Here is a 12,237-nt window from a genome sequence, read left to right as displayed (position 1 = left end):
CGCTTGATTTCTAGAGCTTTTCGGCGTGTCTTGCACAGTTTTACATGTTGACTTTAGGTCGCATTCTGTGGGCGAATTTAGTCAATCTGCTTCCAGTTTTCTACGTCGATGTGATGCTCTGGATTTGCCTGCCATGCTGCCCATGCGGACTCGACGATGTCTTTTACATCATACTTAGCGTGCCAGCCCATCTCGGTATTGATGCGTTCTGGAGAGCCGATGAGGTGTGGAGGGTCGCCAGCACGACGTTCCTTGATAGCTTCGGTAAATGGTAAGCCGGTCACGCGCTTGACTTCATCTACAATTTCGCGGACGGAAGTACCCTTGCCGGTACCGACGTTAAAGGCATCATACTTACGTTCGTCACGGTCTAGGTAATGCATAGCAGCGATATGGGCATCTGCAAGATCTGATACGTGAATGTAATCGCGCACGCATGTGCCGTCCTCAGTCGGGTAATCTGCCCCAAAAATAGCTGGAGCCTTGCCTTGCTTCAAACGGTCGAAGAGCATAGGGATGAGGTTGAGGATAGCTGGATCTTCAAGTTCAACTGGACCACATCCTGCGACGTTGAAGTAGCGCAATGCGCAGAATTTGATGCCGAATGCGTGTGCCGTTGCGCGCCCCATCCATTCGCCAAAGAGTTTGGTCTGACCGTAAGGGTTGATAGGAACCATTGGGACGACATCTTCAGGGACGACATCCACAGGTGGTACCCCATATGTTGCGGCAGAAGAGGAGAAGACGAGCTTACTTGCTCCGGAGTCTTTCATTGCTTGCAAGACGTTAAGCATGCCGTTGATATTTTGCTGGTAATACCACAGAGGTTTTTCTACAGATTCGCCCACCTGCTTTCGTGCAGCAAAGTGGATAACAGCTTCGACGTTTTCGCTCTTCATAATTTCGGTCAAACGCTCGTCTGCGCCAGGTGCTGCCACGTCCATGCCGTACAGACGTGAGCCTTCGATGCGAGTGGACTTTCCGTAGCTTAAATCGTCTACAACGACGACTTTTTGACCTGCTTCGTGCAACGCGTGTACTACATGAGCGCCGATGTAGCCGCAACCGCCTGTGACAAGAACAGTCATGATGCTCCTTTGATGTGAGTGAACAGTCCTGTGCTATAGAGAGGCAACGTGCCACTCATGCGCACAGTGATGTTCATATATGTTCATATATGTTCACTTATGACATATTTATAGTACCACGTTTGCATGTCATTGCGAGGTGAGTCACTCTATCAAAGTATTTCTCTACACTTATGCTTGCATACTAGAAATGCGTATAAGACCGCGGGGTAAGAGAAGAGAAAGAGAGTAATACATATGAGTGATAGCGAAAATACTGGTCTGAGAGATGAGACGCGTCACGATAATGCGCATGAACAAGTACATGCCCATCGTCGTGCTGTTGTGTCGTACGTTCGTAGATCATCAAAATTAGATGGACGTATGGCGCGTGCATGGGATGCGTACTCGGATGAATACATGATGGAATTTGAAAAAGGAGACTTTGAACTCGGCATAAGTTCAAGCGTACGTATCGACCGAGGAGTACTTGCTGAGAAGTGGGGAGAAGGTTTTAACTCTCAGGGGCGCATTATCGTAGAAATAGGTACCGGACAGGGCGAGAATATCATTGGTGCTGCCACTTCCCATCCAGACGATAACTTCATCGGTGTTGAAGTGTACACACCAGGCGTGGCACATACGCTGCTGATGGCAGGAAAAAACGAATTGCACAACGTCCGCATGCTTCAGGTAAACGCGCCGGAGTTGCTGAGCGCTTTTGCTCCATCGGTAATCGACGAAGTGTGGACTTTCTTCCCTGATCCATGGCCAAAGACAAAGCATCATAAACGCCGTATCGTGCAGGATTCCTTGGCAGATGCCGTGCATAGGGCGCTTGTTGATGGCGGTGTGTGGCGTATCGCTACTGACATTGATGATTACGCGCTGCATGTGCACGAGGTTATGGATGCTCGTGCTGACTTCGTCAATATAGGCGATGTGATAGTAAGTTTGGCTACGGAGCATGTCAGCAAGGGGACTGCTGACAGTGCCGCAGAACTACCTCATGCTAATTTCACTGAATCCACGCGCTTTGAAGGACGAATTCTTACCAATTTTGAGAATAAGGGACTTAAAGCTGGACGAACTATTCATGATTTCACATATCAGCGCGTAAATGAGCAGTAAACGAGTAGCTGAGACACGCCGATAAAATAAGTATCTTGCGTATTTAACGCTGAACCTATACACTATATCAAGTCCGCCCCCGTCGTCTAACGGTTAGGACATCAGACTTTCAATCTGACAACGAGAGTTCGACTCTCTCCGGGGGTACGACTTGAAGTCTCAGCTGTGCTGGGGCTTTTTTAGTTGTGAGAATATGCGCTGGCTGCGGCTGAGATGGTGTGGCGTTAAGATAGAGCATATGCTGACAGTTACAATTGTTATCCCTACATGGAATGAGTCTCGCCGCGTAATGGCATGCCTTCGCAACGCGACGACGCAGACTGTAAAAGCACATGAAATCATCGTAGTGGATAATAACTCTACCGATAACACTCGTGAACTTGTGCAAGGTTTCATTGACCAGCATCCGAATGACAATGTCATATTACGCCAGCAAACGCAGTTGCAGGGCTTGATACCTACGCGCAACTATGGTCTTGACATCGCTACGGGCGATATTGTGGCTCGCATTGATGCTGATTGCATGATTAAGCCTAATTGGGTAGAAGTTGTGGCGCAGTATTTCGCGTCCCATCCTAATATTTCCGGCGTTACAGGTCCAGTATGCTACTATGATGAGCCGCTACCGCCGTTAGGTCAGTGGGGGGATAGCCTCGTGCGCGAAAAGCAGTACAGCGCGGACGGAATGATGCTTCTCTTCGGGTCAAACATGGCTGTGCGGCGTAGCATATGGCCAGAGATTAAAAGTGACCTTTGCGAAGATCGCGAGGACGTCTACCATGAAGACATTGATTTCAGTTTGCATATGTTTGAGCATGGTTTTAGAACAGCCTTTTGTGATCAAATGATTACTGGGGCGAGCGCGCGTCGTATGGGTACGTCGTGGGAGAGTTTTAAGGCGTATATGCGTCGTTTTGAGACGACTTTTAATGCTCATCCGGGTCATGTGCGCGGTGGGTATCCAGAGAAGACTTTGCTTAAACTTTATCCGTTCCTTCACACGCTGTGGATGGTGTATGGGGCGTGGTGCTCTATCTTTAAGATAGATACTCCAGAACTTTTGTGGCGTAGCTATCGTGAGCGTGTGGGGCTTGTCTAGTATTGGTTTTCGTGTGAGCTGAGGTTTGGGGTAAGTGGAATAATTGCCACTATGTCTACGAACACTCACACAGTATCTGAGAGCGACGTAAAGAATGCTGATAACGCTTCTCGTCATGCCTTTCAAGGTGAGAAGCTTGCAGATTTGGCCTCCATTTTTCCGAGTAGGGGAGATAAGCGCCGTCCGCCTGAATGGTATACGCGCGCGCTGCTCTATGCTGTTATTGCGGTGTTTTTGGCGATTTTCGTGTGGAACGTGTGGGGTTCACTCGGGTCGGTTCTGCTCAACATTATCATTTCATTATTCGTCGCGTTTGCGATTGAGCCTGTGGTGCGATGGCTGATTTCTCATGGCTGGAAGCGCAATGTTTCGGCTGGTTTGACTCTTCTTGCGTTGTTTGTCATCGTGGCGGCATTTGTTGCGGTTTTCGGCAATCTTCTGTTTGAGCAGATTGTTTCTATCGGCAAGGGTTTGCCAAAGATGTATACGCAGCTGTCAGATTATGTCAGTGATAAATATAATTACACGTTGCCTGATATTCCTTCTCTCGGTTGGTCTGTTCTCGGATCGGTGCATGCGGAGAATGTTGGTGGTTATCTTAATCAAATTTTAAGTACGGCTGGTTCTGCGTTTTCTGCGCTTTTAGATGTATTGACGATTATTTTGGTCACGTACTACGCTTCCGCGTATGGGCCAAATATGCGCAAGGTGATATGTCATTATCTTCCCGAAGATGGGCAGAAGCGTTTCCTCGTGGTGTGGACTGTGGTTCAAGAGCAGATTTCTGGATTCCTCTACTCTCGTATAGTCCTTGCGGTGATTAACGCGATATGCCTGTCTATTTTTATGATTATCCTTAAAGTTCCTAATTGGCTGCCACTAGCTATAGCGTGTGGTTTGATTTCTCAATTTGTGCCGATGATTGGTACATACATCGGTGGGGCTTTGCCAGCGATTTTTGCATGGGGAACGAATGGTCTTCTGCCTGCGGTGTATATCGTCATTTTCATAGTGATTTATCAGCAGATTGAGAATAATGTGCTCAGCCCAATGGTGACGCGCTCAACGATGGATCTCAATCCTGCGATTGCTTTGCTGTCAGTCTTTGTCTTTTCTGCTATTTGGGGAGCGTTGGGAGGTTTCCTCGCACTACCTATTACCGCGAGCATCCAAGCTCTCTTGTCGACATATCTGCGGCGCTACGAGCTTGTGGACTCTGATTTGCTGAATGATCCAGCGCCGAAGAAGAAGTCTAAGCTTGCTGAGGGCGTGCAGACGGTAAGCGAGACTATGATGATACCGCTTCGTAATGCGCGCGTGCGTGAGCAGCATGTCACGGCTGAGGATTTGATTCGTTTCCGAGAGTCCGTGGAGGGTACTGGCGCGATTGCTCAGCATAGCCTTCACGATAGTCCGACTGAAGACAAAACGTCAGATGACACATCAGGCGATAAATTAGACGGCGCATCAGATGGTAAGCCTGTTGCTTCATCCGCAGCTCCCATTGCGCCAGCAAAGCCAGCTCGTCGTCGCCCGCGTTTTAGCACTGTAGACGAAGTAAAGCCAAACGAAGTACAATCGCAAAAGAAACACGAAACGAAGTAGCTAAAGGATTTCGAAACTTTATATGAATGGATTGCTCGCATTTCTCGATGCGCTTATAGCCATCATTGGTTTTATCACCATGATTTATCAGGTTCTCGTTGTTGTGGTAGGTATGTTTGCAAAGCCAACGGTTTATCCTGACGTGCCGCAAGACAGACGGTATGCTGTGCTCATCTCTGCACGAAATGAAGAGAATGTTATAGGCAACCTCGTTCGCTCTATTCAAGCGCAGACGTATCCACAAGAACTTCTCGATGTGTGGCTTGTGGCGGATAACTGTACCGATAATACTGCTCAAGTCGTGCGAGATTTAGGATGCAATGTCGTAGAGCGTTTTAATAAAGAACAGGTTGGCAAAGGCTATGCTTTGCAATACTTGTTGCGCACCATGATGGAGCGTGGAGTATCTGAGCAATATGATGCCTTTTTCATTTTTGATGCAGATAATTTACTGGATAAAAATTACATTGCGGAAATGAATAAAGCTCGCCAAGCCGGTTTTGAAGTCTTGACATCCTACCGTAATTCTGTCAATCTTTCCGACAATTGGGTGTCGTCTGGCGCGGCACTATGGTTCGTGCGCGAATCTCGATTCCTGAACAACACGCGCGCAGCACTTGGTACAAGTTGCCATGTCGGCGGTACAGGTTTTATGTTCTCCAGACGCATTATGGAACGTAACGATGGCTGGAAATTCCACCTTCTGACCGAAGATATGGAGTTTACGATGGACTGTATCCTGCACGGAGATCGCGTAGGATTCTGCGGCTCGGCGATGTTTTTCGATGAACAACCTGTAGATTTCAAAACGTCGTGGACGCAGCGTGTCCGTTGGTCTAAAGGGTTCCTTCAAGTGTTTAGATACTACGGGAAAGTGATGCTCCAGTGGGCCATCAAAGAGCGTGACTTCTCAGCGATTGATGTGACACTGATGGTGTGCCCATTTATGGTGATTTCGGTCGCACGATTCGTACTCGGCATCATTTATGCAGCTCTTGGCTACATCTCATGGTATTCCATCGTGCAAGATGCGAGTGGTTGGGTGAGGTCCATTATCTGGGCAGTAGTCGGTATGATAGCCCTCGCGGGTCTATCGGCATTCATGGAGCGCGACAAATTAAATGCGACGACACCAGAACTCATCGCTTACACGTTCAGTTTTCCTATTTATATGGCAAGTTATGTGCCTATCGCGTTCGTCGCACTCTTCGCAAAGAGTCAATGGAAGCCAATCGCACATGAAGGTGGTAAGGCAGCTGCTCAGATTATGGCGCATGAAGGTGAGAATGAGGCGGTGGCGTGAGTAAGTTCATCGCAGTTACTCGCAGGCGCCGCCTTACTGTAACTCTGACAGCTTTATTTTCCGTAATTTTTACAGTGAGCGCAGTCGTGCTCGATGTGACAGGTGTAGTTCCAGGAACACTAACAACGCTAACGCGCATACGACATGACGGTAGCGTCGCAGCACTGAACCCGACACATTCACTACGAATATTTTCGGGGTATACGGTCAAAGATACTCAAGCAAAGACTATAGATAAGACACGTGCTCAGCAGCTCGTTGACCAGACGCAGTCTGAACTAGTAGAAGGTAATACCGCCACTATTGCCATAGCTGACTCGTCAGGGAAAATTGTCGCGGGGAAGAATGTGAGCGAGGGATTCGAGCCTGCTTCGACGATGAAGACACTCACTGCATTTGCTGCATCGGTGACACTTGACCCTCAGCAGACCTTTGACACAGTTGTCAAGATGGACCGAGCAGATACTCACTCCACGTCCGCTACTTTGACTCTTATCGGAGGCGGAGATATCCTCCTTGGCGCTGGACACAGTGACACGTCTCACATCGATGGGCGTGCAGGCTTGCAAACGCTGACAGACAAAGTGGTCAAGCAGCTTCGCAACCGAAATATTGACACGGTAAGTCTCCAGTATGATGACTCACTCTTTGGCGATGATACTTTGCCAACAGTAATTAATGCTCAATCGAGTGTGAATGCTAATTACATGAATCTCATGGAACCATCGTCCATGGCAATTGACGAAGCGCGACAGTGGAACGTTACTCCTCGCAACTTAGATGAGGAACAGGCGGAGTATCCCGCCCGCGCGCAGTACCCAGCGGCTCAAGTGGCATCCACATTTGCAAGCCAGCTCAAAGCACAAGGAATAAATGTAGAAAGTAGTAGCTCGGCGACTTACTCACAGGGAACCGCCTCATCGCAAGCTATCACACTTGGAACGGTTAGCTCGGCTCCTGTATATGAACTCGTACAGCTTATGCTGACGAATTCCGACAATTCTCTCGCACAGCTTCTCGGACGGGTCCTTGCCATAAAAACTCAGAATAAGAACACACAGGCTGGCGCTTCGAACGCTGTGAAAGGTATCCTCCAGCAGTACGGAATTAACGTTGACAATCTTGTCATAGCCGATACATCTGGTCTTGCCTCAGGTTCGAAGATTACTGTTCAAACGCTTATCCAAATCCAGTCAGCCTACCTCAATCCTCGTATCTCAACATGGTCTGCCGCGACGGGTATGCCTATCGCAGGGTTGACAGGGACTTTGAAAAATCGTGATTTTGGCGCGTTGGGACGTGGCGCAATTCGAGCAAAAACGGGTACTCTTGACGAAGCAGCGGCGCTTGCAGGCAACGTAGTACGCACAAATCGAGGTACTCTCATATTTGTCATCATCGTAAACGGGAATAATATGTCTAACGGTGTGCAGGTGATTAACAATTTCGCAGCCGATCTGCCAACGCTTTAATTTTTCACAGATATGAAAGACGTGACGAAGATTACTGAGAGTAAGTGTGAAGGTAAACACAAAATGTCTGAACTTTTTTCACGATGCGTGCATCTCGTGACGAAGACTCTCGCTGATGAGCTGGAGTCTCAGACAGCGAAGAGAATGAGAGAAACGCAGGAGACAGTGCTCGTTGCATGCTCCGGAGGTCGTGACTCCCTTGCCCTAGTAGCTGCGACATGTGCTGCATACCACGGCGAACTTGGCAGCCACGGCAGCACGGGCGATGTTCGTGTGGGTGCTGTCATCGTCAATCATCAACTTCAAGAGAACTCCGCTGAAGTAGCTGCTCGTGCGCGGGAGCAATGCACGCGCGTAGGGTGCGACTTTGTGCGCGTCATCGATGTCGACGTGGAGCGTACGCGCGCTGGCCTTGAAGCTGATGCTAGAAATGCTAGGTATCAGGCGCTTATCCACGTAGCACAGGAGGAAAATGCTCGATGCATACTTGTCGCGCATACCAGTGACGACGTTGCAGAAACTATGCTCATTCAACTTTTGCGTAATCCACGGTTTGAGGCGCTCACGGGGATGGATACCTTTACACAGTTTGACGGTATTTCTCTTGTGCGGCCATTCTTGGAATTGACTCGTGAGGATACTACGGCAGCGTGTCACGAACTTAATCTTGAGTACTGGGACGATCCGACAAACGGGGACGGAGTGCCACGTAGCGAAAAGTTGCCGCAAGATTTTCCTCTTCGATCGAAACTACGCCATGATGTCATTCCAGAATTGAGCCGTGTCGTGGGGCGTGATATACGAAAGCTTCTCGCACAATCGGCTCAGCGCAATCGTGAGGATATGGACATCATTGAGAATGCAGTAGATGAAGCGTTTTCAGCAATTATACGTGTGAAAAATGGCCAGTATGAAGTAAAAATACGTCCGCTGGTGAAGTTTACTACAGCCATTCAGCGGCGGGTTATTGCGCGTGCTATTGAATTGATGGACATCAAGCCAACGGCGAGTATGCTTTCAGATATTATTCAGCTGAGTGAACTAGACCAAAAGAAGAAATTGATTCAGCTCACTTCTGCGCTGTATGCAAACAAGGTGTATGACGTCATTCAGTTATGGAAAGATAGGTAATATGCAAATTTCAGACGTACGCGATGACATCAAGTCCGAACTCTTGACTCGAGCGCAGCTTCACGACAGAATCAATGAAGTAGCCCGTCAAGTTTCTACGGACTATGAGGATAAAAATCCATTGTTTGTGGCAGTTCTCAAGGGCGCATTTAATACCATGGCCGCATTCTCACAGGCAGTGAGTATCCCAGTTCAGATTGATTTTATGAGCTTGTCATCTTACGGTGCAGGTACGCAGACTTCGGGCACGGTTACAGTTCGTCAAGATTTGAGTGTGGACGTTAAAGGACGCCACGTTTTAATCGTGGAAGATATTATTGATTCTGGTTTAACGCTCGCGTGGCTCGTTAAAGAACTGAAAAATCGTGGAGCCGCGTCTGTTGAAGTATTCGCATTGCTCGAAAAGCCAGCTCGTCGCGTCGCTGACGTCAATGTTAAGTATCAAGGTTTTACTATTCCTGATGAATTCGTTGTAGGCTTCGGCTTGGACTATAACGAACAGTATCGCAATCTTGACTCCATTGCAGTTCTCAATCCTGCCGTGTATCAGGGTAAGTAGGTTTATATGACTGACAATAATAATCCATTCTCTCCATCGCATTCAGATTCTGGAAAAGGTGCTGCGGGCAATTCTCGTGGTAACGGCTCGAGTCCTCAGAACGGACCACAGTCGGGCCCACAAGGGTCAGGAGATAAACCACGGTGGTGGCAGCGTCCGTGGACGTGGGTCGTCGTTATCGCTGCGCTACTCATCGGTGTCTTCTTCTTCGTCAACCAGACAAATTCCGCTCAGTCTATTGACACGAAAGATGGTCTTGAGCTGATTCGTTCTGGTAAAGCAACGTATGCAAAGATTACTGATAATACCCAATCTGCACAGTTGACTTTGAAAGACGATTTCAAGAAGACAAAAACTAGCGCAAATGGTGCAAAGAGTACGAAGAATTATGGCAAGAAAGTTCAGTTCTACTTCTCTATGGGACAGTACTCCGAAGTAGTCAAACTTCTTGAAAAAAGCAATATTAAGAATGGCTATACCATAACTCTCCAACAGAGTAGTATATGGATGGCAATCCTCCAGAGCTTACTTCCTATCATCTTGCTTTTCGCCATGATGTGGTGGATTTTCTCACGCATGGATGGCGCAGGCGGTATGCTCGGTCTCCCAGGTGGGAATAAGAACAACCGTTTGACCGAGGCGAAAGTTCCTAACACGAAGTTTGAAGATGTCGCCGGCGAAGATGCTGCAGTGACAGAGGTTGAGGAAATCAAGGACTTCCTCAAAGATCCGTCCAAGTATCGTCGTTTGGGAGCTCGCATTCCTAACGGTTTGCTTCTCTATGGTCCTCCGGGAACTGGTAAGACTTTGCTCGCTCGTGCAATCGCAGGTGAAGCAAGCGTTCCGTTCTACTCGATGGCTGGTTCTGATTTTGAAGAGGTCTTTGTAGGCCTCGGCGCATCTCGCGTACGCGAACTGTTTGAGGAAGCAAAAAAGAACGCTCCAGCAATTATCTTCATCGATGAGATTGATGCAATGGGTCGCCGTCGTTCCTCTGCCGCTGCGAATGGCGGTGGCGCAGGTGAACAAACTTTGAATGCGTTGCTTGTGGAGATGGATGGCTTTGACAATGAAACAAATGTCATCATCATTGCGGCAACGAACCGTCCGGATGTACTCGATTCTGCTTTGACCCGACCAGGTCGATTCGATCGCCAGGTGGCAGTGGAAGCTCCAGATTTGAAGGGCCGCGAGGACACCTTGAAGGTCCATGCAAAGGGCAAACCATTTGCTCCAGATGTGGACTTGCATGCCGTAGCAGTGCGAACTCCTGGCTACACCGGTGCTGATCTGGCTAATGTGCTCAATGAAGCAGCATTGCTGACAGCGCGTTCTGACGCAGATCTCATCGACTCGCGCGCAATTGACGAAGCAATCGACCGCGTGATGAGTGGTCCTCGTCGCCGTAGTAACGGAATGGCTCTGGAAGAGTTGCGTAATACTGCATATCATGAGGGTGGTCATGCAATGGTTGCCGCGGCTTTGCATCATACAGATCCGGTAACCAAGGTAACGATTTTGCCTCGTGGGCGTGCTCTCGGCTATACGGCGGTTATGCCTACTGAAGATCGTTTCAGCCAGTCCCGCAATGAGCTTCTCGACCAGATGGCTTATGCGATGGGCGGTCGTGTGGCCGAAGAAGTGGTCTTCCATGATCCAACCACTGGCGCGTCCAATGATATTGAGAAGGCTACGAACATCGCTCGCCGAATGGTAGTAGAATTCGGTTTCTCTGACAAGCTTGGCGCTATCAAGTGGAATGATGAGAGCAATGAGGGTGGTCTGGATGGCTTGCAGCCTCGCAAGTATTCTGAGCGCACTGCACAGATTATCGATGATGAGGTTTTGAAGCTTGTGGAGACTGCTCATCAGGAAGCGTATGACATCGTGATGCGCAACCGCGACGTACTCGATGAGCTTGTACGCCAGCTGCTCGAAAAAGAAACTTTGAATGCTCAAGAGCTTGCAGAAATCTTCTCCAAGCTGCAGAAGGCTCCTGAGCGCAATCAGTGGCTTTCTGCTCCTGACCGTACAGTTTCCGAGTTGCCGCCTGTTGAAATCCCAAAGGATTTCAAGTCCACAGTGGCAGTGGATGCAACCGTGCAGAATGAATCTCACAACACTTTAGCTGGTGAGGGCGCTGATGGCGAACAGAATACTCAGAATTCTATCGAGTCACGTGCAGAAGGCGACCAGCCTGAGTACGGTGTGCGTTCTCAGGAAGAGTAGAAATGACTCACGGAGCATATGATGAAGAAGGGGTGCGCCACGCTGTGCGCCTCTTCTTGCAATCTATCGGTGAAGATCCCGATCGCGAAGGATTACAGGAAACGCCAGACCGTATTGCGCGCGCAAGCCGTGAACTTTTTGCAGGCTTGAATCAAAACCCGAAAGATGTGCTTGCCAAGCGCTTTACTGTAGACACTGAGGAAATGGTACTGGTGCGCGACATTGAGTTGTACTCGGTGTGTGAGCATCATCTGTTGCCTTTCCATGGTTTGGCACACATCGGATATATTCCCGATAAGAATGAGGTTGTGGGCTTATCGAAGCTTGCACGCCTTGTAGACGTGTATGCCCGCAGACCACAAGTTCAGGAGCGGCTGACGCACCAAATCGCTGATGCATTGGTCAACGAACTTCACGCCCGCGGTGTGATTGTGGTTACTGACTGCGAGCACTTGTGCATGTCTATGCGTGGAATCAAGAAGTCTCAAGCGCGTACAATTACCTCGGCTATGCGAGGTATTATGCGCGATCCGGCTACACGAGCAGAAGCAATGCAGCTGATTTTGCAGACACGCTAAAGAGTGGTGTTCGTGGAGATATTCCCACCGCGCCAAGAGAAAACCACCAGAGTGAAATGTCGA

10 protein-coding genes and 1 tRNA gene are annotated in these 12,237 nt (G+C 48.8%); 10 read left to right on the top strand and 1 reads right to left on the bottom strand.

Going from position 1 to position 12,237, the window contains the following annotated elements; all coding sequences use genetic code 11:
- Positions 1 to 77: 77 nt before the first annotated feature.
- Entirely contained in the window at positions 78 to 1,088 is a 1,011-nt protein-coding gene (galE, locus tag ACFQY8_RS06865; protein ID WP_377939146.1) for a UDP-glucose 4-epimerase GalE, read from the bottom strand.
- Positions 1,089 to 1,325: 237 nt separating this feature from the next.
- Here galE and trmB point away from each other — a divergent pair, with 237 nt between their 5' ends.
- From trmB to folE, 10 genes are all read left to right on the top strand, one after another.
- Positions 1,326 to 2,198 carry a tRNA (guanosine(46)-N7)-methyltransferase TrmB gene (trmB, locus tag ACFQY8_RS06860; RefSeq protein WP_377939145.1) on the top strand — a complete coding sequence of 291 codons (873 nt, stop codon included), beginning with the start codon at positions 1,326 to 1,328 and terminating at the stop codon, positions 2,196 to 2,198.
- 75 nt (positions 2,199 to 2,273) lie between these two features.
- Positions 2,274 to 2,345, top strand: a tRNA-Glu gene (locus tag ACFQY8_RS06855).
- A 91-nt stretch (positions 2,346 to 2,436) separates the two neighbouring features.
- Positions 2,437 to 3,297, top strand: a complete 861-nt coding sequence (locus ACFQY8_RS06850; RefSeq protein ID WP_377939144.1) for a glycosyltransferase — start codon at positions 2,437 to 2,439, stop codon at positions 3,295 to 3,297.
- A 51-nt stretch (positions 3,298 to 3,348) separates the two neighbouring features.
- Positions 3,349 to 4,902 carry an AI-2E family transporter gene (locus ACFQY8_RS06845; protein ID WP_377939143.1) on the top strand — a complete coding sequence of 518 codons (1,554 nt, stop codon included), beginning with the start codon at positions 3,349 to 3,351 and terminating at the stop codon, positions 4,900 to 4,902.
- A gap of 22 nt (positions 4,903 to 4,924) precedes the next feature.
- Complete coding sequence (locus tag ACFQY8_RS06840; RefSeq protein WP_377939142.1) at positions 4,925 to 6,205, top strand: glycosyltransferase family 2 protein; 1,281 nt, start codon at positions 4,925 to 4,927, stop codon at positions 6,203 to 6,205.
- Complete coding sequence (locus ACFQY8_RS06835) at positions 6,202 to 7,677, top strand: D-alanyl-D-alanine carboxypeptidase/D-alanyl-D-alanine-endopeptidase (protein ID WP_377939141.1); 1,476 nt, start codon at positions 6,202 to 6,204, stop codon at positions 7,675 to 7,677. The genes ACFQY8_RS06840 and ACFQY8_RS06835 overlap by 4 nt, the downstream gene beginning before the upstream one ends.
- 63 nt (positions 7,678 to 7,740) lie before the next feature.
- Positions 7,741 to 8,808 carry a tRNA lysidine(34) synthetase TilS gene (gene tilS, locus ACFQY8_RS06830; protein ID WP_377939140.1) on the top strand — a complete coding sequence of 356 codons (1,068 nt, stop codon included), beginning with the start codon at positions 7,741 to 7,743 and terminating at the stop codon, positions 8,806 to 8,808.
- 1 nt (position 8,809) lies between these two features.
- Positions 8,810 to 9,367 carry a hypoxanthine phosphoribosyltransferase gene (gene hpt, locus ACFQY8_RS06825; protein ID WP_377939139.1) on the top strand — a complete coding sequence of 186 codons (558 nt, stop codon included), beginning with the start codon at positions 8,810 to 8,812 and terminating at the stop codon, positions 9,365 to 9,367.
- Positions 9,368 to 9,373: 6 nt separating this feature from the next.
- Entirely contained in the window at positions 9,374 to 11,596 is a 2,223-nt protein-coding gene (gene ftsH / locus ACFQY8_RS06820) for an ATP-dependent zinc metalloprotease FtsH (RefSeq protein ID WP_377939138.1), read from the top strand.
- Positions 11,597 to 11,598: 2 nt separating this feature from the next.
- Complete coding sequence (gene folE / locus ACFQY8_RS06815) at positions 11,599 to 12,174, top strand: GTP cyclohydrolase I FolE (RefSeq protein WP_377939137.1); 576 nt, start codon at positions 11,599 to 11,601, stop codon at positions 12,172 to 12,174.
- Positions 12,175 to 12,237: the final 63 nt, after the last annotated feature.

Origin of the sequence: Alloscardovia venturai (assembly GCF_042676605.1) — a bacterium.
Lineage (GTDB): Bacteria > Actinomycetota > Actinomycetes > Actinomycetales > Bifidobacteriaceae > Alloscardovia > Alloscardovia venturai.
This window is presented reverse-complemented; position numbering and strand designations above follow the sequence as displayed.